General features: G+C 46.6%; 20 protein-coding genes and 2 pseudogenes. 16 read left to right on the top strand and 6 right to left on the bottom strand.

What is annotated here, in order from left to right:
* Nucleotides 1-38 precede the first annotated feature (38 nt).
* The 5 genes and pseudogenes from AYY16_RS04615 to AYY16_RS04595 all read left to right on the top strand — a co-directional run.
* Nucleotides 39-782 carry a YebC/PmpR family DNA-binding transcriptional regulator gene (locus AYY16_RS04615; RefSeq protein ID WP_067362662.1) on the top strand — a complete coding sequence of 248 codons (744 nt, stop codon included), beginning with the start codon at nt 39-41 and terminating at the stop codon, nt 780-782.
* Nucleotides 783-854: 72 nt separating this feature from the next.
* Nucleotides 855-1379, top strand: a complete 525-nt coding sequence (gene ruvC / locus AYY16_RS04610; RefSeq protein WP_067364693.1) for a crossover junction endodeoxyribonuclease RuvC — start codon at nt 855-857, stop codon at nt 1377-1379.
* Between the two features lie 109 nt (nt 1380-1488).
* Nucleotides 1489-2103: a Holliday junction branch migration protein RuvA gene (gene ruvA / locus AYY16_RS04605; RefSeq protein ID WP_067364691.1), complete on the top strand. Its 615-nt coding sequence runs from the start codon at nt 1489-1491 to the stop codon at nt 2101-2103.
* Between the two features lie 42 nt (nt 2104-2145).
* Nucleotides 2146-3156 carry a Holliday junction branch migration DNA helicase RuvB gene (ruvB, locus tag AYY16_RS04600; protein WP_067362660.1) on the top strand — a complete coding sequence of 337 codons (1011 nt, stop codon included), beginning with the start codon at nt 2146-2148 and terminating at the stop codon, nt 3154-3156.
* Nucleotides 3157-3370: 214 nt separating this feature from the next.
* A pseudogene (locus AYY16_RS04595) lies at nt 3371-4093 on the top strand (glutamine amidotransferase-related protein); the annotation flags it as partial.
* 240 nt (nt 4094-4333) lie between these two features.
* Here AYY16_RS04595 and znuB read toward each other — a convergent pair.
* Both znuB and znuC read right to left on the bottom strand, forming a co-directional pair.
* Nucleotides 4334-5119: a zinc ABC transporter permease subunit ZnuB gene (znuB, locus tag AYY16_RS04590; protein WP_067362658.1), complete on the bottom strand. Its 786-nt coding sequence runs from the start codon at nt 5117-5119 to the stop codon at nt 4334-4336.
* The gene (gene znuC, locus AYY16_RS04585) at nt 5112-5921 is read right to left on the bottom strand and encodes a zinc ABC transporter ATP-binding protein ZnuC (RefSeq protein WP_067362655.1); all 810 of its coding nucleotides are present in this window, start codon (nt 5919-5921) and stop codon (nt 5112-5114) included. The genes znuB and znuC overlap by 8 nt, the downstream gene beginning before the upstream one ends.
* 76 nt (nt 5922-5997) lie before the next feature.
* Here znuC and znuA point away from each other — a divergent pair, with 76 nt between their 5' ends.
* From znuA to lpxM, 3 genes are all read left to right on the top strand, one after another.
* Nucleotides 5998-6912, top strand: coding sequence for a zinc ABC transporter substrate-binding protein ZnuA (gene znuA / locus AYY16_RS04580; protein WP_067362652.1), 915 nt, complete (start codon nt 5998-6000; stop codon nt 6910-6912).
* Nucleotides 6913-6934: 22 nt separating this feature from the next.
* Complete coding sequence (gene mepM / locus AYY16_RS04575) at nt 6935-8293, top strand: murein DD-endopeptidase MepM (protein WP_067364689.1); 1359 nt, start codon at nt 6935-6937, stop codon at nt 8291-8293.
* 346 nt (nt 8294-8639) lie between these two features.
* Complete coding sequence (lpxM, locus tag AYY16_RS04570) at nt 8640-9620, top strand: lauroyl-Kdo(2)-lipid IV(A) myristoyltransferase (RefSeq protein WP_067362649.1); 981 nt, start codon at nt 8640-8642, stop codon at nt 9618-9620.
* Between the two features lie 71 nt (nt 9621-9691).
* On the opposite strand, the gene pyk is transcribed toward lpxM, so the two are convergent.
* The gene (pyk, locus tag AYY16_RS04565; RefSeq protein ID WP_067362646.1) at nt 9692-11134 is read right to left on the bottom strand and encodes a pyruvate kinase; all 1443 of its coding nucleotides are present in this window, start codon (nt 11132-11134) and stop codon (nt 9692-9694) included.
* A 256-nt stretch (nt 11135-11390) separates the two neighbouring features.
* Nucleotides 11391-12239: a MurR/RpiR family transcriptional regulator gene (locus tag AYY16_RS04560; RefSeq protein WP_067362643.1), complete on the bottom strand. Its 849-nt coding sequence runs from the start codon at nt 12237-12239 to the stop codon at nt 11391-11393.
* 354 nt (nt 12240-12593) lie between these two features.
* On the opposite strand from AYY16_RS04560, the gene zwf reads away from it, so the two are divergent.
* The 7 genes and pseudogenes from zwf to AYY16_RS04525 all read left to right on the top strand — a co-directional run bounded on the left by zwf (nt 12594) and on the right by AYY16_RS04525 (nt 19168).
* Nucleotides 12594-14069: a glucose-6-phosphate dehydrogenase gene (zwf, locus tag AYY16_RS04555; RefSeq protein ID WP_067362640.1), complete on the top strand. Its 1476-nt coding sequence runs from the start codon at nt 12594-12596 to the stop codon at nt 14067-14069.
* Between the two features lie 507 nt (nt 14070-14576).
* Nucleotides 14577-14969, top strand: a complete 393-nt coding sequence (gene mdtJ / locus AYY16_RS04550; protein ID WP_067362637.1) for a multidrug/spermidine efflux SMR transporter subunit MdtJ — start codon at nt 14577-14579, stop codon at nt 14967-14969.
* A 1-nt stretch (nt 14970) separates the two neighbouring features.
* Nucleotides 14971-15303 carry a multidrug/spermidine efflux SMR transporter subunit MdtI gene (mdtI, locus tag AYY16_RS04545; RefSeq protein ID WP_067362634.1) on the top strand — a complete coding sequence of 111 codons (333 nt, stop codon included), beginning with the start codon at nt 14971-14973 and terminating at the stop codon, nt 15301-15303.
* A gap of 114 nt (nt 15304-15417) precedes the next feature.
* A pseudogene (gene hprR, locus AYY16_RS04540) lies at nt 15418-16090 on the top strand (response regulator transcription factor HprR).
* Between the two features lie 26 nt (nt 16091-16116).
* On the top strand, nt 16117-17454 hold the full coding sequence (locus AYY16_RS04535; protein WP_223861142.1) for an ATP-binding protein: 1338 nt from the start codon (nt 16117-16119) through the stop codon (nt 17452-17454).
* A gap of 104 nt (nt 17455-17558) precedes the next feature.
* Nucleotides 17559-18563 (top strand): protein-methionine-sulfoxide reductase catalytic subunit MsrP, encoded by a 1005-nt coding sequence (gene msrP / locus AYY16_RS04530; RefSeq protein WP_067362627.1) that lies wholly within the window; start codon nt 17559-17561, stop codon nt 18561-18563.
* The gene (locus tag AYY16_RS04525) at nt 18563-19168 is read left to right on the top strand and encodes a protein-methionine-sulfoxide reductase heme-binding subunit MsrQ (protein ID WP_067362624.1); all 606 of its coding nucleotides are present in this window, start codon (nt 18563-18565) and stop codon (nt 19166-19168) included. Before msrP ends, AYY16_RS04525 begins: the two co-directional genes overlap by 1 nt.
* A 19-nt stretch (nt 19169-19187) precedes the next feature.
* Here AYY16_RS04525 and AYY16_RS04520 read toward each other — a convergent pair whose 3' ends face one another.
* Complete coding sequence (locus tag AYY16_RS04520) at nt 19188-20042, bottom strand: hypothetical protein (protein WP_067362621.1); 855 nt, start codon at nt 20040-20042, stop codon at nt 19188-19190.
* A complete protein-coding gene (locus AYY16_RS04515; RefSeq protein WP_067362618.1) occupies nt 20042-20899 on the bottom strand; it encodes a hypothetical protein in 858 nt (285 codons plus the stop codon). The genes AYY16_RS04520 and AYY16_RS04515 overlap by 1 nt, the downstream gene beginning before the upstream one ends.
* A gap of 258 nt (nt 20900-21157) precedes the next feature.
* Here AYY16_RS04515 and AYY16_RS19545 point away from each other — a divergent pair, with 258 nt between their 5' ends.
* Nucleotides 21158-23650 (top strand): colicin-like bacteriocin tRNase domain-containing protein, encoded by a 2493-nt coding sequence (locus tag AYY16_RS19545; protein WP_162271038.1) that lies wholly within the window; start codon nt 21158-21160, stop codon nt 23648-23650.
* The last annotated feature ends 530 nt before the right edge of the window (nt 23651-24180 follow it).

The following is a 24180-nucleotide window of genomic DNA, read 5'->3' as shown; positions in this document are numbered from 1 at the left end:
GAATGAACGTCGTAAAGACTTAATTTGGAGATTAGAGAATGGCAGGTCATAGTAAATGGGCCAACACCAAACACCGCAAAGCAGCTCAGGATTCTAAGCGCGGTAAAATTTTCACGAAAATTATTCGTGAATTAGTCACGGCGTCCCGCATTGGTGGTCCTGATCCTGCATCTAACCCACGTCTGCGCGCGGCAGTGGATAAAGCGTTATCAAATAATATGACCCGCGATACCCTGAACCGTGCAGTTGCACGCGGGGCGGGTAACGATGAAAACGATAACATGGAATCCATTGTGTACGAAGGTTACGGCCCGGGTGGTACAGCGGTAATGGTGGAATGTCTGACTGACAACCGCAAACGTACTGTTTCTGATGTGCGTCACGCGTTCACCAAAACCGGTGGTAACTTAGGTACTGACGGCTCTGTGGCTTATCTCTTCACCCGTAAAGGTGTGATTTCGTATGCACCGGGTCTGGATGAAGATGCTGTGATGGAAGCTGCTCTGGAATCAGGTGCCGAAGATGTTGAAGCCTTTGATGACGGTGCTATCGATGTGTATACCGCATGGGAATCTCTTGGTGATGTGAAGGATGCGATGGATGCCGCCGGGTTTACCGCGGAATCAGCTGAAGTATCTATGATCCCGTCCACCAAAGCAGATCTTGACGAAGAAACGGCACCAAAACTGATGCGCCTGATTGATATGCTGGAAGACTCTGACGATGTTCAGGAAGTCTACCACAACGGCGAAATCTCTGACGAAATCGCAGCGCTGCTGTAATCGTCTTCCCTTTACAGAGGGATGCACATGGTGTATCTCTCTGTCATCTTTCTGCAAATACGCGGTTCTCCTATGTCCATTATTCTGGGTATTGACCCCGGTTCCCGGGTGACCGGTTATGGTGTTATCCGCCAGCAGGGCCGCCGGTTGCTGTATATCGGCAGCGGCTGTATCCGCACGCAGGTCGCAGACCTCCCGTCCCGGCTCGGAAAAATTTACGCCGGTGTCAGCGAAATCATCACACAGTATCAGCCTGACAATTTTGCCATTGAGCAGGTCTTTATGGCTAAAAATGCCGATTCTGCCCTGAAACTCGGGCAGGCGCGTGGTGTGGCTATTCTCGCCGCAGTTAATAATAGTATCCCGGTATTTGAATATGCCGCCCGCCAGGTCAAACAGTCCGTTACCGGTACGGGTGCCGCAGAGAAAGCGCAGGTGCAGCATATGGTGCGCTCTATCCTCAAACTCTCGGCAGCGCCGCAGGCTGATGCCGCCGATGCGCTGGCGATTGCTATTACTCACTGTCATTTCAATCAGAATTTAATACAGATGGGGCAACCACGCCTGGTGATGGCGCGCGGACGACTGAAAGAGTAACCTCCGGGTATCCGTGCGTGGTAAACTGAATTTTCTGATAGCTGGATATACGTCCAGCTTTTTTTTATGTTATAAACGGGCACTGCCGGTAATTATAAAGGAAACGCGCGTGATCGGACGACTTAGAGGTATTGTGCTGGAAAAACAGCCACCTATCGTATTATTAGAAACGAATGGTGTGGGCTATGAAGTCCACATGCCGATGACCTGCTTTTATGAACTGCCGGACGTGGGACAGGAAGCCATCCTGTTTACCCAGTTTATTGTGCGCGAAGATGCACAGTTGCTGTACGGGTTTAATGATAAACAGGAACGCGCGTTGTTCCGCGAGTTAATCAAAGTCAACGGCGTCGGACCCAAACTGGCGCTGGCTATCCTCTCCGGAATGTCTGCGCAGCAATTTGTTGCGGCGATTGAGCAGGGTGCTGTGGCACAGCTTGTTAAATTACCGGGAGTCGGTAAAAAAATTGCCGAGCGCCTGGTTGTTGAAATGAAAGACCGCTTTAAAGGGCTTAACGGCGACCTGTTCCGCGATGCGGAAATGTCACTGCCGGCAAGTCAGCAGGCGGGTAATACGCAGGCAGATGCGGAATCTGAAGCCGTTGAAGCACTGATTTCCCTGGGGTATAAACCGCAGGAAGCCAGCCGGATGATTGCGAAAGTAACCAAACCGGGTGCTGACAGTGAAACACTGATCCGCGAAGCACTGCGCGCTGCGCTGTAAATATAACGAAAAGACGATGACGGCAGAACGGGGTGACAGGTCATGATTGAAGCAGACAGACTGATTACGGCAGAAACATTACCGGATGATGAAGTGGTGGATCGCGCAATCCGTCCGAAATTCCTGGCGGAATATGTGGGTCAGCCGCAGGTCTGTTCACAGATGGAAATTTTTATCGAAGCGGCACGTCAGCGTGGAGATGCCCTCGATCATCTGTTGATTTTCGGTCCGCCCGGACTCGGGAAAACCACGCTGGCAAACATTGTTGCCAATGAAATGGGTGTTAATCTGCGCACAACATCAGGTCCGGTGCTGGAAAAAGCCGGTGATCTGGCGGCAATGCTGACCAACCTCGAACCTCACGATGTCTTATTTATCGATGAAATTCATCGCTTATCGCCGGTGGTCGAAGAAATTTTGTATCCGGCAATGGAAGATTACCAGCTGGATATTATGATCGGCGAAGGTCCGGCTGCCCGTTCGATTAAAATTGATTTGCCGCCGTTTACTCTGATTGGTGCGACAACCAGAGCCGGCTCCCTGACCTCTCCGCTGCGTGATCGTTTTGGTATTGTCCAGCGGCTTGAGTTTTATAATGTGGATGATTTACAACACATTGTCAGCCGCAGTGCTCATTTTATGGGCGTAGATATGTCCGCTGAAGGTGCCCGCCAGATAGCGATGCGCTCACGCGGAACACCGCGTATCACCAACCGGCTGTTACGCCGGGTGCGGGATTTTGCCCAGGTGAAAGGCGACGGGTCGATAGACGAATCTACCGCCGGGCTGGCGCTGGATATGCTGAGTGTGGATGCCGCCGGATTTGACTATCTCGACCGTAAGTTATTAGTCACTATTATTGATAAATTTATGGGCGGTCCGGTCGGGCTGGATAACCTGGCGGCAGCCATTGGCGAAGAGCGGGAAACCATAGAAGATGTGATTGAGCCGTTCTTAATTCAGCAGGGTTTTATCCAGCGGACGCCGCGCGGACGACTGGCAACAATACACGCTTATCGTCATTTCGGGATTGAACATCACGGAAACCAATAAGCAGGATAACGAAACCGGGCTAGTTGATAATTAATCAATTAAACATTATATGCTTACCTTTTTATATTCATGATAATTAAATGGTTTTTCCGGGGATTATTCCGGGAGTAATCCCCTGTAATTGGTGATTATTCGATATTTTAAAATTGGCATGCGCAGTCGTAACCCTGTACTGTAGAAAGGATAATTTCTATATAGTGAAAAGGAACTGACTATGCGCGTTCATTTTATCATTCATGACTATTTTGAAGCGCCGGGCGCTTACGAATATTGGGCACGGAAGAACAAATTCAACGTCACATTCACCCGTCTTTATGAAGGTGATAAGCTGCCTGACAGTGTCAGCGGTATTGATTTTCTGATTGTAATGGGCGGCCCGCAAAGCCCGGCAACAACAACAGCTGAATGCTCTTATTTTGATTCGAAAAAAGAGCAGGCGTTTATTGCCAACGCCATTGCGGCAAATAAAGCCGTCATTGGTGTCTGCCTTGGCGCACAGCTTATCGGTGAGGCATTAGGGGCACCGTATGAGCAAAGCCCTGACAAAGAGATAGGCAAGTTTACGATGCATATCACTAATGCCGGAAAACGCAGCCAGCTTTTCTCGAATTTCGGGGATTCTCTGGGTGTTGGTCACTGGCACAATGATATGCCGGGACTTACTGAAAATGCGCAGATTATTGCCTTCAGTGCCGGATGTCCGCGACAGATTGTTGCCTACAGCAATCAGGTGTTTGGTTTCCAGTGCCACATGGAATTTACCCGCGATGTGGTTGAATATCTGATCCTCAATAGCGAAGATGACCTGAAATCAGCGTCGACCTTCCGTTTTGTTGATACGCCGAGTGCTATCCGCCGTCACAGCTACAGTGAAATGAATGAGAAGCTTATTGAATTTCTCGATAAGTTAGCTCAGGGCTACACTGTCAGCCGCAGTGGCAAAACAGAAAAAACAGAAGAAAAGAAAGTTCACCGCCCGATGGCGAAGACGAAAAAACGCCGGTCCATCCATCCGGTGACCGGCCTGTAATCATCCCGTTGGTTATTAACAAAAACCCCCGCAGTGTGTACTGACGGGGGTTTTTATTTATATATATACCCAACGTCATTCAGGCTGCAGGCAGGCTGAGTGCGGCCAACGAACCTGCAGTTTGAATGAATAAGGGTATACAGTGTCTTAGTTTTTAGGTTTAACCAGCAGGCTCAGAATAAAACAGCATGCTGCAGACAGTACAACTGACGGACCTGCCGGGGTGTCATAAACGGCAGAAAGCGCTAACCCGCCGGTAATGGCAATTATACCGATAATTACTGCTCCTGCTGCCATCTGTTCCGGTGTCCGCGCAAAACGGCGGGCGGCAGCAGCAGGGATTATCAGTAATGATGTGATAATCAGAGCCCCGACAAACTTCATTGCCAGCCCGATAGTCAGTGCTGTGACTAACATCAGCATCATCCGCAGGCGACCGGGCTGTATACCATCAACAAACGCCAGTTCAGGACTGATCGTTACTGACAGTAGATTCCGCCACTGCCATAACAGCAAACCGGTGACAATTACCACACCGACGGCTATCGGCAGCAGATCTTCATAAGTGACTGACAGCAGATCACCGAACAGATAAGCCATCAAATCCACACGAACATCCGACATCAGACTGACCACCACCAGACCGAGTGACAGCGCACTGTGCGCCATAATGCCCAGCAGGGTATCAACAGCCAGTTGCGGGCGGCGCTCCAGCCAGGCGAGCAGCAGCGCCAGGATCAGCGTGACGGCGATCACCGCATAAAACGGACTGACATTGAGCAATAAACCGAACGCAACGCCCAGCAGAGACGCATGTGCCAGAGTGTCCCCGAAGTAGGACATCCGCCGCCAGACCACAAAGGAGCCGAGCGGACCGGCAGCAATAGCCAGTAACATGCCGGCGAGCCAGCCGGGTAACAGTAACTCAATCATGACGGCACTCCGTGGCAGTATCCGGTGACCCGCTTACAGGTGAATGGTTGCCGCAGCAGGGCGCTGAAGGGGATAAAACCGCTGCGGCATTTTCATGACTGTGGTTATGATGATGACGGTAAACGCCGATTTGTGTGGCGGCGCGGGTGCCGAACATCGCCGTAAATTCCGGATGTGCCGCAACAATATCCGGCTCACCTGAGCAGCAGATATGGCGGTTAATACAGAGCACGGTATCTGTTTTTGCCATCACCAGATGCAGATCGTGGGAAACCATTAATACGGCACAGTTTAGTTCATCACGCAGTTGTGTGATTAAATCATACAATACCACCTGGCCATTCACATCCACACCCTGAGTCGGCTCATCCAGTACCAGCAACTGCGGGCGGGCTAACAGTGCCCGTGCCAGTAGTACACGCTGCATTTCACCGCCCGAGAGGCGCTGCATCGGTTTGTCCGTCAGATGTGCGGCGTTTACCCGTCCGAGTGCCGTCAGGCAATCTGCTTTGCTGACACCGCGTTTGAGATGCAGAAAACGGGCAACTGTCAGGGGCATAGTCGGGTCAAGGTACAGTTTTTGCGGAACATAGCCGACGGTTAACCCGGGTGTACGGGTTACTGACCCTGATGACGGCGCGATAAGCCCGAGAACAACACGGACGATCGTGGATTTTCCCGCGCCGTTGGGGCCGAGAAGGGTGATGATTTTACCCGGTGTTAATGCAAATGAAATGTCTTCCAGCACGGTATTGCTGCCGAAAGTAACGGATACATCATTTACCGCGATAAGTGTTGACATGGGAAATTGTTATCTTGCAGAATGAGTGAAACGTTATAATATAACATTACTAAAATCATGTCACGGAGTTTAAATTATGTTACATCAGTCACGGCGCGGTATAAAAACGGTGTTTATCGCCACTTTTTTGAGTCTGAGCGCACAAACCGCCAGTGCGGATGTGTTAACATCATTACGTCCTGTCGGATTAATCGCAGCCGCTATCGCGGATGGCGTAACGGACACACAGATTTTACTGCCTGATGGCGCATCGCCCCATGATTATGCACTGAAACCCTCTGATCTGAAAAAAATCCGGTCGGCGGATTTGGTTATATGGGTCGGACCGGAGCTGGAAACCTTTTTGCAAAAGCCGTTAGCGGTTGTTCCGGTGCAAAAACAGATTGTTATCAGTGAGCTTGAGCAAGTCAGGCCGTTTTTGCTGAAAAACAACGAAGATGATGACCACGACGACGACGGACATCATCACCACGGAGTATATAATATGCACCTGTGGTTATCGCCGGATATTGCACGGCAAACGGCTCTGGTTGTCTATAATAAACTCCTTGAGAGTTATCCGGATAAAAAATCCGCGTTGGACGTAAACCTGCGTAAATTCAATGGACAACTTACTGAAACTGAGAAGAATATTACTCAGCAGCTGGCACCGGTAAAAAATAAGGGATATTTTGTTTTTCATGATGCTTACGGTTATTTTGAAAAACGCTTCGATCTGTCGCCTTCAGGGCATTTTACGATCAATCCTGAGATTTCACCGGGTGCACAGACACTCAGCAACATCAAATTAAAGCTGGCTGAGCAAGACACATTATGTGTGTTTGCTGAGCCACAATTCAGGCCGGCAGTCATTACAGCGGTAGCCAAAGGTACGAACGCGAAGATGGGCGTACTTGACCCGCTGGGCAGCGGAATTGCAGTGGGCAGGGACGGTTATACACAGTTCCTTTCCCGGTTATCGACGCAGTACGCATCCTGCCTGGAGCAATAAATAAGGAACAGAACGCGTGCAATTGCAGCAAATGGCAAAATCCGCCGTTCTGATATACAACCAGTTACCGAAAGCGCATCGTATGATGCTGGGAATGTTAACTGCCGCAACTCTGGGTGTCGCTGTCTGGCACCCGTTTGCTGTATATCACGAGCGGACATCCGATAACGAACAGTATATTGAATCAGATTTTGCACCACCTGCGGATCTCAGCACTATTCAGGTGGATGCGGATACCGATGATATCATTACGGACAGCAGCGACCAGTTACCGGACGAAGGTCTGGCAAAAGAGTCTGATGATGTTGATGAGTCATCACCGACCGATACCGTCATCCCGACATCGCTGGAATATACCGTTGCAAATGGCGACAGCTTGTCCGCCATTCTGACGCAATACGGTATCGATTCGTCTGATGTTGCATTATTATCAAATAAATACAAAGGTTTGCGTAATCTTCAGATCGGGCAGACCCTTGCCTGGGAACTGAACGAAGACGGTGAACTGAAATCCCTGAACTGGACGGTTAACCGCCGTGAAACCAGGACGTATGTCCGCAGCGGTAACGGATTTAAAGAAACCAAAGAAACCCGTGAAGGTGAATGGCAGACAAAACGCATCAGCGGAAAAGTCAGCGGCAGCCTGAATGCCAGTGTCAGTAAAGCCGGTTTAAGCCGAAGTGAAGTGCGGGATATCGCAAAAGCATTACAATGGCAGGTGGATGTCCGCCGGGTGAAAAACGGCGATAGCTTTACGGTGTTAACCTCCCGCGAAATGCTGGACGGCAAACAGGAGCAGAGCCAGATGCTGGCTATCCGTCTGCATACTAACGGACGTGATTATTATGCATTCCGTGCAGAAGATGGTCGTTTTTATGATGCCAAAGGTGACGGACTGGAACGCGGTTTCCTGCGTTTCCCTACAGGCAAACAGTTCCGCGTTTCTTCTCACTTTAATCCGCGTCGCGTAAACCCGGTAACCGGGCGTATTGCGCCGCATAAAGGCGTCGATTTCGCGATGCCGGTCGGTACACCGGTGCTGGCAGTCGGTGACGGGGAAGTGGTCGTTGCGAAATTCAGCGGTGCAGCCGGAAACTTTGTGGCAATCCGTCACGGACGCCAGTTCACGACCCGCTATATGCACATGCGTAAATTATTAGTCAAGCCGGGTCAGAAAGTGAAACGGGGTGACAAGGTCGGATTATCCGGCAATACCGGGCGTTCAACCGGTCCGCATCTGCATTTTGAAGTCTGGAACGGTGAGCAGGCTGTGAACCCGTTAACGGCTAAATTACCACGCTCCGGCGGATTGTCCGGCAAGGATCGTGCGAATTACCTGTCTGTGGTGAAACAGCAGCGCCCGCAACTGACCTTCAATTAATATCTTCTTCTGCGAACGCGGGTACTCAGGTATCCGCGTTCTGTTCATCCGCTGTAGCTAATTTTAATTGTACCTTTAATTGTACCTTTAATTGTACCCAACGAACCTGCAGTTTGAATGAATAATAAAGGTATATACCCAACGTCATTCGAGATGCAGGCAGGCGGCAAGGGAAGATAGACGGGGAGCATACATCAGTATGTGACCCGGCTGGCTGAGTGTGGCCAACGAACCTGCAGTTTGAATGAATAAGGGTATACATCTGTGAATAAATAATTAATAATGATACGTTAAAATAGTTATAACACTATGATATATATGTTTAATTCAATATTGGTGTCCATCTGTGTATAAAGAAACCGATACAGACAGCAAAGCGGGATATATCCCGACATTTCACCGCCACTATCTGCACCCGAAATACTGGGGAATGTGGGCGGCGGCAGGCGCTCTGGCGGGGCTGACGTTTTTGCCGGTTAAATTACGTGATCCTATGCTGGCCGGTATTGGTAAAATTGCCGGACGCTTAGCCAAAAGTGCCCGTCGCAGGGCACTGATTAATCTTTATTACTGCTTTCCTGACATGCCTGCGGCAGAGCGGGAGGAATTGGCGGATAACATGTTTGCCAGTGCGCCTCATGCGTTTGTGATGCTGGCAGAGCTCTGTCTGCGTAATCCTCAGCGGGTTATTTCCCGCACACAAGTCCATGGGCAGGACATTATTGATGGCTTACAGGCGCAGGGGCGCAATATTATCTTTATGGTGCCGCATGGCTGGGCGATAGACTTACCGGCAATGTTGTTTGCTGCACAGGGAAATAAAGTCGCGGGCATGTTCCACCATCAGAAAAACCCGGTTGCAGACTATTTATGGAACAAAGCGCGGGTGCATTTCGGTGGGCGTCTGCATTCACGGGAAGCCGGAATTAAGCCATTTATTGCCAGTGTCCGTAATGGTTACAGTGGTTATTATCTGCCGGATCAGGATCATGGTGCAGAGCACAGTGAGTTTGTGCCGTTCTTCAGCACTTACAAAGCAACACTGCCGGCTATCGGGCGGCTGATGAAAGTCTGCAAAGCCGCGATTGTTCCGCTGTTTCCGGTGTACGATCATAAAAATCATCAGTTTCATATTCATGTGCGTCCGCCGATGGATGATATTGACGGGCAGGATGATCCGTATATCGCAAGGCGCATGAATGAAGAAGTGGAAGCACTTGTACGCCCGAATATTGAGCAGTACACCTGGATTCTGAAACTGCTGAAAACCCGTCGTGATGGCGAAGAAGAGCCATATCAGCGGTTCAAGAGAAAAGAATTGCCCTGACAGAGCCTTCATTACATCATAAAAAAACCGCCGGTCAGATGACCGGCGGTTTTGTTTGTAATCTCAGGTGATTATTTCACTTCAAGAATACGGCTGGTATTGGTGCTGCCGACCAGACCCATCTGATCCCCCTGAGTGACCATCACAAGATCCCCGGGGAAAAGATAGCCTTTTTCACGCAAACGGCTGACCGCTTCAGTTACTGCGGCAAGACCGTCAGTGTGTGTGCTGCAAAATACCGGAGTTACACCACGGTAAAGCGCTGTCTGGTTCAGGGTTTTTTCATGACGCGACATAGCAAAGATTGGCAGACCGGAACTGATGCGGGACATCATACGGGCGGTACGACCGGACTCGGTCATGGCGATAATCGCTTTCACCCCGTTGAGATGATTCGCCGCATACATGGTTGACATCGCAATCGCTTCTTCCGGGTTGTCGAATGTCTTGTCCATGCGGTGTTTGGAGATATTGACGTTAGGCATTTTCTCCGCACCCAGGCAGACGCGCGCCATCGCTTCAACCGTTTCAGCCGGATACTGACCCGCCGCCGTTTCAGCAGACAGCATTACGGCATCCGTACCATCAAGAACGGCATTGGCCACATCCATGACTTCTGCGCGGGTCGGCATCGGATTCGTTATCATTGATTCCATCATTTGCGTTGCGGTGATAACGACACGATTCAGTTGACGGCTGCGGCGAATCAGTTTTTTCTGGACACCGACAAGCTCAGGGTCACCGATTTCCACGCCGAGATCACCACGGGCAACCATCACCACATCAGAGGCGAGGATAATCTCATCCATTACCTGATCAGTGGCAACCGCTTCTGCGCGCTCCACTTTGGAGACAATCTGTGCTTCACAACCGGCATCACGGGCGAGGCGGCGTGCAAGATGTAAATCTTCCGCGCAGCGCGGGAAGGAGACAGCAAGGTAATCAACATTGATTCTGGCGGCTGTTTTGATGTCTTCTTTGTCTTTTTCAGTCAGTGCATCAGCAGACAGCCCGCCGCCCTGTTTATTAATCCCTTTGTTATTAGAAAGTAAACCACCAACAGTCACTTCCGTCATGATTTTTGCGCCTTTTACATCCAGCACTTTCAGCTGAACGCGGCCATCATCAAGTAACAGAATATCGCCGGGAACCACATCTTCCGGCAATTTTTTGTAATCAATACCGACGTGCTCATTGGTGCCTTCACCTTTACCCAGTTCAGCATCAAGGGTGAATTTATCGCCCACATTCAGCAAAACTTTATTATCTTTAAAGGTGGATACGCGGATTTTCGGGCCCTGAAGGTCACCTAAAATCGCTACCTGAACGCCGAGGCGGGCAGCAATTTCACGGACTTTTACCGCACGTTCAACGTGATCTTCCGGGCTGCCGTGAGAGAAGTTCATGCGGACAACGTTTGCTCCCGCCTGAATAATTTTTTCGAGATTATTATCACGATCCGTAGCCGGACCCAGGGTCGTCACAATTTTTGTTCTTCTGAGACGTGTTGACATAGATTTCTCCGTTGACCTGAATAAGGTAAAAATGGTGTTAATAAAACACTCTTCCGTCCGGTGGATAATTTCACCGGCTGGTAAGTGTAAAATCGATTTACTCCTGTCTGATTATCGCGTAATTAAAATAAAAATCGAGTCAGCAAACGTAAAACAGTGAGTCAGGTATATCGTATCATTCACCATGTTACTAATTCGTGACATTAATTACAGTCAGCGGCAGTAAATGTGTCAAAACGACACAAATGATTAAAAACTAACAGAGTTTGTCAATGCGGGAGTCTTTCAGTGCATCTTTGACACGTTTCAGGTTATCGCGGAATTTCGGACCACGGCGCAGGGTAAACCCGGTGGCGAGAACATCAATAATGGTCAGTTGTGCCAGGCGTGACACCATCGGCATATAAATATCGGTGTCTTCCGGGACATTCAGTATGATAGTTACAGAGGCTTCTGCGGCAAGCGGCGAGTTTTCTGATGTGATTGCCAGCACAGTGGCATCATTTTCACGGGCAATGCGGGCTATTTCAACCAGGTTTTTGGTGCGCCCGGTATGGGAAATCAGCACGACCACATCGCCTTCGGTACTATTGATACAACTCATGCGCTGTATGACAATATCATCAGAATAAATAACGGGGATGTTAAAGCGGAAAAATTTATTCATGGCATCATGAGCAACGGCAGCGGATGCCCCCAGCCCAAAAAACGAAATTTTCCGTGCCTGGGTCAGGCAATCCACAGCGCGGTTAATGGTCAGCATATCGAGTGTGCTTCTGACCGCATCCAACCCCGCCATAGCGGATTCAAATATCTTACTGGTATAGGCATCAACAGAGTCATTTTCATCGACATTGCGGCTGACATAGGGCGTGCCGTTAGCCAGGCTTTGTGCCAGCAGCAGTTTGAAATCCGGAAATCCTTTGGTATCCAGACGGCGGCAGAAACGATTAACCGTCGGTTCACTGACATCCGACATTTTGGCAAGAGTGGCAATGCTGGAATGGATGGCTATCTGCGGCGCACCAAGGATTGTTTCCGCCACTTTTTTTTCAGATTTACTCAGATAATCCAGACTGTTACGCAGCCGGTCTAAAATATTCATACCACTTTGCCTTTTATATTGATCTGTGTGACACAACAGGCTGTCATCATTTCCTGAAAATATACTACGTAAACCGGGACAGAGCAGGGGATAACCGGCGGAGAACAGGGCTTTTTTTTTGAAAGTTTGAGCTGTGTCTGACTTTCATTCCGGTAAATTTGCATCAAAAAAGTAATTTTATTACATATTGCTGAAAATCACATTGTGATGTGGCCACAGACCTGTACCTGCCGGGAAGGCAGCAAAAATGTGCTGTAACCCGCATTTATGTTTACTGACCGGGCGCAAACGAGTACATTATTCGTTATCTCTGTAACAAAATTACAATTCCACTGCCACGAGGAGAGGTTTTTTATGGCGTTGACAGCAACGGCTCCCGCTTGTGATTTAGTCATTTTTGGCACCAAAGGCGATCTCGCACGCCGCAAGTTACTTCCATCCTTATATCAGCTTGAAAAAGCAGGCAATATTCACCCTGAAACCCGTATTATCGGCGCAGGTCGTGCAGAATGGTCCCGTGAGGAATATCAGCAGTTCGTGGAAGAGGCGTTTAATACCTTTCTGAATGAACCGCTGGACCCGGAACTGTGGGCGCGTTTCAGTGCCCGTCTGGGATTCTGCAATCTTGATGTGAATGATTTATCCCATTTTAAAAGTCTGGCAAATATTATTGCGGAAAATAAAAATACCGCTGTTTATTATTTTGCCATGCCACCAAGCACATTCAGTGCGATGTGCAGAGGACTGGGCGAAGCGCATCTGAATAAAGAGCCAAGCCGTGTGGTGATGGAAAAACCGCTGGGTAATGATCTTGAGTCTTCTCAGGCTATCAATACCGAAGTGGCAAAATACTTTAAAGAGAGCCAGATTTACCGCATCGACCATTATCTCGGAAAAGAAACGGTACTGAATCTGCTGGCGCTGCGCTTTGCCAACTCGTTGTTTGTGAATAACTGGGATAACCGGACAATCGATCATGTCCAGATAACAGTGGCGGAAGAAGTGGGTATTGAAGGGCGCTGGGGCTATTTCGATAAAGCCGGTCAGATGCGCGATATGGTGCAGAGCCATTTACTGCAAATTCTGACCATGATTGCGATGTCGCCGCCGGATGATCTGAGCAGTGACCGCATCCGTGATGAGAAAGTGAAAGTTCTGCGCTCGCTGCGAACCATTGACATCAGTAATGTCCGGGAGAAAACCGTTCGCGGGCAGTATACGGGCGGGTTTGTTCATGGCACAAAAGTGCCGGGCTATCTGGATGAAGAGGGTGCGAATACCGTCAGTCAGACAGAAACCTTTGTGGCGATCCGCGCGGATATTGATGACTGGCGCTGGTCCGGTGTACCGTTCTACCTGCGTACCGGTAAGCGTATGCCGTCAAAATGCTCTGAAGTGGTGGTGTATTTCAAACAGCCGTCCCTGAATATCTTTAATGAGACATACCAGCATCTGCCGCCGAATAAACTGACTATTCGTTTACAGCCGGATGAGGGTATCGATATTGAAGTGCTGAACAAGGCACCGGGACTGGATCATAAACATCGTCTGCAAACGACCAAGCTGGATCTGAGTTTCTCGGAAACTTTTAATCAGACCCATATTGCCGATGCATACGAACGTTTGCTGCTGGAAGCTATGCGCGGCATTCAGGCGCTGTTTGTCCGCCGTGACGAAGTGGAGGAAGCCTGGAAGTGGGTGGATTCCATTATGCATGCGTGGTCACTGGACAATGAACCGCCTAAGCCATATCAGGCGGGAAGCTGGGGACCGATAGCCTCCATTGCCATGATGGCCCGTGACGGGCGTTCATGGAACGAACTGGAATAATTATACAGCTGGTCGCATAAAAACCCGTGAACGGCGGGTTTGAGCCTGCTTAAATATGGTCATCTTCTGAATAAGAAGCTGGCCATTTTTGTAACTACCTAAAAAATAAAATTATTTACTGCGAAATAATGCACACCGGCATTGCTGAACGCTGTTAGTTGTGATAAAAATGATGTCAATATTAATAACCGGAGGATTCTTTCATTGTTGTGACCCGACCGGGTACAAACAAAAGAATAAAGACATCATGCAAAGCGACAGTAGTAGCAGGATTAAAATCCGACGTTCTACCCACGTACTTTTCCTTTCCGCTATCGTATCAAGCGAGCACTATTGGTACAGCGAATTATAGCTATTTCTCTTTCCGTCTGACGAGCCAAACGCCACTGCGCTTTTGGTTGCACTGTTATATTTAACATTTTCGTTTAGCGTTAAACGCGACCGCTCACGCACCTTCTTTATGGTGTGTCGTGAACCTGTATGCGTTGTACATCAGGAAAAATAACTATGATTTACTGGATGTTTTTAGGCTTAGCCATTGTGACTGAGGTCATCGGAACATTGTCGATGAAATACGCAAGTGTTTCAGGCGACACCGCAGGAATGGTTGTGATGTATATCATGATCGCTGCATCTTATATCTTACTGTCCATGGCGGTTAAAAAAGTGGCTCTCGGCGTGGCATATGCGCTGTGGGAAGGAATTGGGATCCTCATCATTACCACATTCAGTGTGATGTGGTTCCAGGAATCACTTTCGCCAATGAAACTGGGCGGTCTGGCGCTGTTAATTGCAGGGATAACCCTGATTAAGTACGGTACCAAAAAAGCAGTACAGAAAAAACAGCCTGTTGCAAAACCGTCTTATGCGCCACTGAACGAGATGATGAAAGGGGCGTAATATGTTGTCGACATTTGAATGGTGGCACGGGGCATTTTTACTGCTGGCTGTAGTGTTGGAGATTATGGCCAATATCCTGCTGAAGATGTCAAACGGCTTTAAACGCGTGTGGCTGGGGATATTATCACTGCTGGCAGTATTAGGTGCATTCAGTTGCCTGGCACTGGCGGTCCGCGGTATTGAGTTATCCGTGGCGTATGCACTCTGGGGTGCATTCGGGATTGTGGCAACTGTCGCTGCGGGCTGGATCTTGTTTAATCAGCGACTTAATTATAAAGGCTGGGGCGGTATTGTTCTGCTTCTGCTGGGTATGGTGATGATTAAGTTCGCGTAATTACGCTGATACTGAAAACCGCAGACAACTTTTCGTCGTCTGCGGTTTTTTTATGTCCAAAATTAAAATAAACTGACAGACAGATACCATAAGTACAATTTTCGGGTAGCAAAAATGAAAATATTACTGATTGAAGATCATGAGAAAACCGGTAGCTGGGTTAAAAAAGGACTGGAAGAAACCGGGTTTATTGTTGATATCACCACAGACGGCAGGGATGGTCTTTATCTCGCGCTTGAAAATGACTACCGGCTGATTATTTTAGATATTATGCTGCCGGGGATGGATGGCTGGGAAGTCCTGAAAACACTGCGTACATCCAAAATGGTACCGGTTATTTGCCTGACCGCCCGGGACGCGGTAGCGGACAGAGTGAAAGGGCTGGAGCTGGGTGCTAATGATTATTTAGTTAAGCCATTTTCATTTTCTGAGCTGCTGGCAAGAGTAAAAAATCAATTACGTGTCCATCAATCTGTATCGGCAGTAATTGATATTGCTGATCTGAAGATTGACCTTACCCGTCATGAAGTACAGCGGGGCGGAATAAAAATAACACTGACACGCCAGGAATATTCATTGTTGCTCTTTTTTGCTCTGCATGCGGGCGATATTTTACCGAGAACCCTGATTGCCGGTGAAGTATGGGGAATTGATTTTGAAAGTGATACTAATATTGTCGATGTGGCTATACGGCGTCTGAGAAAAAAAAATAGATAGTGACTATGATACCAAATTAATCGAAACTGTCCGCGGAATGGGATATCGTTTAAACAGGCCGGAAACATGAAAATACAGTCATTACGGTTTAAAATCATGTCATTATTTATCCTGCTGATGATCATTAATGCAGGATTTGTAACACTGATACTCTATCACTCATTAAAAAATGAATTAGTATCCCGGGATGATAATTTATTGGTTAACCGGGCAGATCAACTGGCAAAATTAATTGTCAGCGGTATTGATATAAAATCACTGCCAATCTATTTTCAGCGCATGATGGATGTCCGCCAGGATGTTATTAAAATAACAGATGCAGAAAACACCATCATTGTTGATACCAACCCGGAAATAATACCGGAGAATCAATATTCCCCGGTCAGCCCGGAAGATCTGAGTTTACAATCAATTTCACATCAGAATACAGCTGACGGAATACCCCTTTCTTCAGTTAATTTTGAAATACAATCAGCCACCGGGAAATTACATGTCACTATCGCAAAGCTATCAGTTGATCGTAATAGTGTTCTGACCGGATATCTGCAAAAAAGCATAGCGGTTTCTGCTATCGCCATTATATTTATGGTTATTCTTAGTCTCTGGCTGATCAGGCGGGGGTTGCAGGATATTACACGGCTTAGTCAGATCACGGCGAAAACCGGCGTTCATTCCCTTGGTAAGCTTGTGGATATAAGCACATTACCGGATGAACTGAAAAGCCTCGGGGATTCATTAAATATAATGCGCTCGAGACTGAAAAATGATTTTACCAGACTGACACAATTAGCAGATGATTTAGCACATGAGTTAAGAACACCCATTCATGCGATTAAAGTACAGAATGAAATCACATTACAAAAATCACGTACTGCCGATGAATATAAAGCTATTATTATCAGTAATACAGAAGAGCTGGATAAACTGGCACAAATAATCCGGAGCGTTCTTTTTATTGCCAGAGCCGAAAATAAAAATATTAATTTGAAGCAGGAAAGTGTATCTGTTACTGAACTTATGGATGATGTTTATGAGCTGTTATCGCCTTATGCAGAAGAGAACGGGTCAACATTAGTCAATGAAATATCAGATGTCAGCGTCAGCGCCGACCGGATGCTATTAATGCGGGCACTGATAAATATCGTATCAAATGCTATCAAGTACGCACATGTTAATACCACAATAATTTCCCGTGCGGTTATCAGAGATAGTAATATTCTGATTTCTGTTATGAATGAAGGGGATGTAATAGAAAACAGTGATGATGTATTTACACGGTTCTGGCGGGGTGACAATGCCCGTACTTCAGAAGGAAGCGGGCTGGGGTTATCCATAGTTCAGGCAATTATGGAATTACATACCGGTGAAGTCAGATTTGAACGTATTGAGTCCCGTAATGTTGTGACCCTGGTATTGCCGGTCAAAATCGTATGAACATGACAAAATTGTCATCATCTTGTCAGCTTTAAATTCAGAGTCTGCGGTATAACGGATTAAACAGAAACGCTCTGCTGATTTTCTGAATAAAGGGACATACTATGAAAAAAATAATACGACCATCTGATATTACGCCGGAATCTGTTTTTATGATGAAGCGCAGAAACCTGCTCCGGCTATTAGGCGCGGGTGCCGCCGGAATGATGGTCAGCCCCGGCGTAAATGCCGGAATTCTTTCATGGTTTTCTGCTGATGAAAAACCTGCGGTGCCGGATGCAATATTAAAAGAACTGAATTTCACACGACCTGTTGCATATCAGTCTGACTTGGTGTTAACACCGGAAAATAAAGTGACCGGATATAACAATTTTTATGAGTTTGGTTTAAATAAATCTGATCCTGCTGAAAATGCACATACGATGAAAACGGATGAATGGACGCTGACGATTGAAGGGGAAGTGAACCGGCCGCTGATATTAAATGCCGATGATATTCGTAATAAATTTACAGCAGAAGAGCGTATTTACCGGATGCGCTGTGTTGAAGCATGGTCAATGGTTATTCCCTGGGTCGGTTTTCCGCTGGCTGCATTATTAGCAGCCGCAGAGCCGAACAGCCGGGCAAAATATGTAGCGTTTGAAACATTATATGCACCGGAACAAATGCCCGGACAGAAAAGTCGTTTTACCGGCGGCGGACTTGCGTATCCGTATATTGAAGGATTACGTCTGGATGAAGCATTACATCCCCTGACATTTATGGCGACCGGTGTTTACGGAAAAGAACTGCCAAAACAAAACGGGGCGCCTGTCAGATTGGTTGTTCCGTGGAAATATGGCTTTAAGGGTATTAAATCGATAGTTAAAATTCGTTTAACCGAATCTGTTCCGCCAACAACGTGGAATCTTTCAGCTCCCGGTGAATATGGCTTTTATGCCAATGTAAACCCGCAGGTAGATCACCCGCGCTGGTCGCAGGCGACAGAGCGTTTTATCGGCTCAGAGGGATTAGGACGGACAACCAGGCAGCCGACGTTATTATTTAATGGTTACGCCGATGAGGTTGCTGATTTATATAAGGGGATGGATCTGCGGAGATATTTCTGATGATCAGATTACGCCACTATCCGGTTATTAATGTATTTTTTCATCTGATGGCATTACTGCCATTGGTATGGCTGGTTTACGCACTTAATTTTGATAAGTTAAGCGCAGATCCGGCAAAAGATATTCAGCACTTTACGGGAATAACCGCACTGCGTTTGTTAATCCTGATTGCTGTAATACCCGCAGTCGCGCATTACCTGAAATGGAATAGTTTATATCAGACCAGGAAATTACTCGGATTATGGTGCTTTGTCTGGGCAACATTACATCTGACGAGCTATCTGTTTTTTGAAATTGGTGTCAATAACATTGCTCTTTTTTTCAGTGAAATTATATCCCGATTTTATCTGATGCTGGGCACCACCGGTTGGATTATTTTATTTCTGATGGCGGCCAGTTCATTTAACCCGGTTCGCATCCGGCTGGGCGATAGGTGGAAACGTATCCACAGTTTACTTTATCCGTTGCTGCTGATTGCTATCCTGCATTATATTCTGTCAGTGAAAACGAACACACCGGAGCCGGTTTTTTATTTGGTGCTGATTATTTCGGCATACCTTCATCGCTTCCGGCAACAGCGAAAAATCCGCAGTACCGGTATTTAATTAAAATCAGATAACCGGGTTACGGATAATAACGGATAGTTTTATGAACAATCACAGATGATTCTGTTTTCAGCCCGTCAGGGTTGCCATAAATAACCTGTTGTGTGATCTGTTCTTTGGTGCAGTTTCCGTGATTGTCCCAATCATTGCATTTCGTAAGGTAATGGTTACTGACGATATCACTATCAAATGCCTCTTCCTGTGTGGACGGATAACCTTTTTGGGTATAGGTATAAGTTTGTGTCAGGAGAGAGAGGTTATCTGATTTCACTGAGGCCAGGCGGTTATTTTCATCATAACCGAATGAGAAATGCTGATCCGTTTTCAGGTGCGGCCAGTGAGTGAGGATATCTGAAAGCCGTGCATTATCAAATTGTACCTGAACATTACCCGGCATCACGGTGTCGTTATTCTCAACATACATTTTTCCTGCACCGCCGGTTATCTGTTGGCGGGCATCTTTGGTAAACACAGTATCAATAACCATCGGATACAGATCTTTTTTGCCCGGACGGTGTCTGTAGTTCTTGAGTGTATAAAGCGCATTGTCCGCTGTTTCCGATGCGGTCAGTATCCGCGTTATCTGCATCTTATTGCGGATTTCACTGCGCATAAATTTAAAATGGGTTATTTGTCCGCAAGGATCGAAATCAATATCTGTTGTGGTACTAAACTGCCGGAAATCTTCCGGATCAGGCAGTGATACCGCTCTGAGCGATTTTACTGCTCCGGTAAGCAGCGGGGCGCCGAGGATAATCCGGTTATTTTGCAGGATTAATGCATCAGCGGTTTTACAGGTTTCTGCTGCATAAAGCGGAACCGTGCCGGTTGCGGTTAACAGTGTAATGACCGTGCACAATGTAAATGGCCTCATTACTTATCACCATAATATACATAAGCTGTATGAAAAATCGTCTGCCCCTGAACATCAGTCATGCCGGGCTGGTTGTTGCTGTTTGTTTTTGTCCAGATCCCCGATGTACAGTTTTGCCGTGCATCCCACTCAGTGCATTCAATGTGATTGGTGACAGTGATACCGGCGATATCCGTTTTGTCTGAGCCGGTGACAAGCCCGCCTTTATCATTGTATGTAAAGGTGTATTCGATCATGGGCGACGTGCCTGTGTAAATCCGTGAGATATCACCGTTATCATTATAGTCATATTTCATGGTGTAGGTTTGTGCGAACAATTCGCTGTTAATCACGATGTTATCGATATCGCCGTTGCGGTAATTCAGTTCCCCTTTTTCGGACAGAACCGTACTGTTTCCTTTAATGAAATTCTCTGTCCGGTAACCGGTGACGACTTGTTGCGCGTCTTTTGCCAGTGTTATACGGGAAACCATCGGGCGTGGTTTTTTCTGTGTGATATAACCGGTTGAGTAAGTGTATTCCAGATTGATGGCGGTATCATCTTCAGCGCCGGTAACAGTTGTGGTCGTCAGCGTGCCGTATTCCTGATTTTTGCGCATAAAATCATAACTGATGATGTGTCCGCAGGGGCTCAGGTGTATCCGGTTGAATGAGGATAGGCGGATATCACTTTGCGGATTTCTTTCGGTCGTCATCGAAACAGATTTAACCGGACCGCGCAGGTAGGGGATTCCCATCAGGCGGTAATGGTTAAGCTGTGTTTGCGCGGACATGGGTTTACAGTCATCAGCGGCATAAGCCGGTGTGACTGAGACAGACAACAACAGCAGTGAACCACAGAGGTGTATTTTTTTCACGATTTCTCCGGAAAATCATAAATCCTGATTAATTTATTCCGATGGTAAGGAACTTATTCCATTCAGGCAACCAGACAATCAAATAATCAGTTTTATCCATTCCGGAACCATTTTCCTGAAATTCAGTAAAATAACGGTTATCAGAATTAACAGATCTCTGTTTTTTTTAACGAAATTACAGCGGATAAATCACGTCGTAAACTCATCAGAACCGGCATGCTCAGCAGGAACATAAGCGAATTATTAAAGGAAAAAGGAATGATGAGAAAAAAACGGGGCATTGATAAAATAAGTCATACTTATTACGAAAAACGGGATTATCTGAGATTTTCTGAATTTGAACATGATTGGGGGATCAGCCATACACCATACGGAGATATTTATCATTATGATCCCGGCAGGTTCGGTGGCAGAAGAACCGGAGGTGACCCATTCTCTGATCTGCCTCCGATAACGCATTCCCCGGATATTTATCCGTATCCGGGAAATGTAATTGACTTAGGAGAAATAACCGTAAATCCAGATTATCCGGATACGGAATTAACGGGAACGGATGAACCGGATACAAGCGAGCCTTATTTACATACGGCACATGCCGGTTTTGCAGTATTAATGTATCCGCATCACAGCACCCTGAAATTTACTCTCGATATACGTAATATCTCCGCTATTGTTATTCCGATAAAAAACTATTTATTACTGGCACTGGAAACCGTGCTTCCCGTCGCGGGCAGGACGCTGGGAATTGCCGGAATATTAATGCCATCATCAATCGCAAGAGAGCCTCTGGTTATATACTACCATGATAATAGCTATGGTGAGGGTGACGACGACCCTTATATTCTGACAACACTACCGGCATTACTTGTCACGGGCGCTTCAGCGGAAATATCCACAGGAACAAAATCTGTACCGGCAGATGTGATTGTGTCTTTGGCTGTTAGTGAGCGGGAAGGGAAGCACACTACAATAATTACACCGGTAAAAGATAAAATGATTCCGGTCGTTAAAGCAGAGAAAACAGATATTCCCGGAATGTATCAGGTCAATATAATTCCGGATATGCCTCCTGTCCGTATAACAGTAATAAATAATACCCGAAATACTATCGCCAAAACGGAACAAACTAACCTGACACCCCCTGTAGATCATTATATTCCGGCAAATCCGGAGATTAAAACACACCATGCAATTATTGATTTTTCTGGTGAGCATGAAGCTGTCTATCTGTTCCTGACGCAACTGCCACTATTTGAAGACATTGAATCTGAAAATACCATCCGTATCTGGCAGGAACAGTTTCCGGTTGAGGCGGCACGGAGAGCATATCAATCAGCAGAAACTGAACTGAATAACACCACGGAATTATGGAACAAAGCCATATCTGATCGCAAGAACCACCGGGAAATCGATCTGGGATATCAGATAAAAAATCTTGTGTATTATCGGAGAATAGCGTCACGTTCAGGATATTTGGAAAGAAAATATGCAGAGCAAATTCAGCAAAGCATTGATAAACACTTTGATGTTATTAACCAGCATAAAAGCGCGGAACGTAATTTTATGCGGGCAGAGATACAAAAGAACAGAGCTGAACGACATCTGGCAATGATTGTTGCCAGGCCGGACTGGTTGCATCGTATCCGTAATTTTGAAAACAGACTGATATCACTGACTGAAAATTCGGATACTTTTTTGGTTAACGGAAATAAAACCGGGCAACTTCAGATTTCTGTGAAAGGCAGTGGGATTATCCCGCAACAAAATAAAGAAATTTTTTTGCTCCATGATTTTTTGATGGGGATAAAAACGGTCGGGAATGATTCGATAGATGATGTTTCGGATTATCATTCCGCCGGAATAATACAGACGAACAGTATTGCAGGGCAAATGGCGGTGGTCGTTCCTGCCGGTAATATAAAAATATCGAATGGCTTTGCCGAAAGAAATTGTCGTGGCTTATGGGTTCGTGACAAAAACACAGAAAAACTGGTAGTCGTTTTTGATGTTCGTCAGCATCGTCACGGGAAGATCCCGGTTATTAACGCAGTAAAAGATAGTGTTACCGGAGTATATAAAGCGTCTCTGCCATCTTCCGAAACGATTCTTATTAACCCGGTTAACCCGCCGGTCCCGCCCGGATTTCCGGGTGGGATCGCCATTCCTGAGCTGAAATTTCCTTTCCATACAGGAACATCGCTGGAAATACCGGTAATACCGATGAATACGGGTTTCCCGTTACCGGATGATATCTCCTTTACGGATTTCATTCTGGTATTCCCTGACGGCAGCGGGCTAAAGCCGGTATATATTATGCTCAGCAGCCCTTATGGTGAAACCAATGCCAAAGGGAAATTCAGCGGACGGAACTACCATACTGAGCGGGCAGGCGGACCGGTTGAAATGCTTGACTGGCGGATTGCGGTAATAGACCGTGAGGGGATAGACAAGGTAAGATTACATATCAGCCGGTTTGGAAGTAACGCTGCTAATGATATTATGCTTGAACGGCTGGAATATATTCTTACCGGAACGTTTCCGGCGACAGATACAGATAAGCGGTTTTATACTCATGAAATCCGTGAATTGGAGCGTTACCGGAATCTGGGCATAAAAGACGGAGTACGACCTGAGAATGGAGGGGAAGTGTGGAATAATACACATACGGCTACATTAGAAGATTATCAATTGAGTTCGGATGAAGCATTACTTTATACAGAAGATGCTCTGTTTTCAACATATGATGATTGAGGTATAACGTGATTAATTATAATGAAATGGTAAAAAATGAATCAATGGAAGATGTTATTTTATATCTGGTTGCCAGGCGTGAGAAAGGGATGATTTATCAGGAGATAGACCGTTTTTTTTTATCGACATAATGGTCCGGATAAATATGAATCGTGTAATATTATGATTCTCCGTGAAACGCACAGACTTCTGAATGAAGAAAAAATAATGTGCGGAGGAGAAAAAGGCGACTTTTATATGAAAGGGCCAAAATGGATTGAACCTGATTTTATGTCGGAAGGAAAGTATATAATAGACTGATTGCTAATCAGAATATGTGCTGTTTTCAATATATGATGATTGAGGTGTAAAGTGATTGATTACAATGAAATGATAAAAAATGAATCGATGGAAAATGTTATCTTATTTCTGGTCGCCAGATATGAACGAGGTCTTATTTATCCGGCGATAGATCGTTTTTTTTTATCTTCATAATGGTCCGGATAAATATGAATCGTGTAATATTATGATTCTCCGTGAAACGCACAGGC

This window comes from Morganella psychrotolerans (assembly GCF_001676155.1).
Lineage (GTDB): Bacteria > Pseudomonadota > Gammaproteobacteria > Enterobacterales > Enterobacteriaceae > Morganella > Morganella psychrotolerans.
Note: the sequence above shows the minus strand (reverse complement) of the source record. Positions and strands in the feature narration are given on the sequence as shown.

What these genes read in the sequence shown, in the direction of transcription:
- AYY16_RS04615 (WP_067362662.1), top strand. Translation starts at nt 39, where the DNA reads ATGGCAGGTCATAGTAAATGGGCCAACACCAAACACCGCAAAGCAGCT.
- ruvC (WP_067364693.1), top strand. Translation starts at nt 855, where the DNA reads ATGTCCATTATTCTGGGTATTGACCCCGGTTCCCGGGTGACCGGTTAT.
- ruvB (WP_067362660.1), top strand. Translation starts at nt 2,146, where the DNA reads ATGATTGAAGCAGACAGACTGATTACGGCAGAAACATTACCGGATGAT.
- znuB (WP_067362658.1), bottom strand. Translation starts at nt 5,119, where the DNA reads ATGATTGAGTTACTGTTACCCGGCTGGCTCGCCGGCATGTTACTGGCT.
- znuC (WP_067362655.1), bottom strand. Translation starts at nt 5,921, where the DNA reads ATGTCAACACTTATCGCGGTAAATGATGTATCCGTTACTTTCGGCAGC.
- znuA (WP_067362652.1), top strand. Translation starts at nt 5,998, where the DNA reads ATGTTACATCAGTCACGGCGCGGTATAAAAACGGTGTTTATCGCCACT.
- pyk (WP_067362646.1), bottom strand. Translation starts at nt 11,134, where the DNA reads ATGTCAACACGTCTCAGAAGAACAAAAATTGTGACGACCCTGGGTCCG.
- AYY16_RS04560 (WP_067362643.1), bottom strand. Translation starts at nt 12,239, where the DNA reads ATGAATATTTTAGACCGGCTGCGTAACAGTCTGGATTATCTGAGTAAA.
- zwf (WP_067362640.1), top strand. Translation starts at nt 12,594, where the DNA reads ATGGCGTTGACAGCAACGGCTCCCGCTTGTGATTTAGTCATTTTTGGC.
- mdtJ (WP_067362637.1), top strand. Translation starts at nt 14,577, where the DNA reads ATGATTTACTGGATGTTTTTAGGCTTAGCCATTGTGACTGAGGTCATC.
- mdtI (WP_067362634.1), top strand. Translation starts at nt 14,971, where the DNA reads ATGTTGTCGACATTTGAATGGTGGCACGGGGCATTTTTACTGCTGGCT.
- AYY16_RS04535 (WP_223861142.1), top strand. Translation starts at nt 16,117, where the DNA reads ATGTCATTATTTATCCTGCTGATGATCATTAATGCAGGATTTGTAACA.
- msrP (WP_067362627.1), top strand. Translation starts at nt 17,559, where the DNA reads ATGAAAAAAATAATACGACCATCTGATATTACGCCGGAATCTGTTTTT.
- AYY16_RS04525 (WP_067362624.1), top strand. Translation starts at nt 18,563, where the DNA reads ATGATCAGATTACGCCACTATCCGGTTATTAATGTATTTTTTCATCTG.
- AYY16_RS04520 (WP_067362621.1), bottom strand. Translation starts at nt 20,042, where the DNA reads ATGAGGCCATTTACATTGTGCACGGTCATTACACTGTTAACCGCAACC.
- AYY16_RS19545 (WP_162271038.1), top strand. Translation starts at nt 21,158, where the DNA reads ATGATGAGAAAAAAACGGGGCATTGATAAAATAAGTCATACTTATTAC.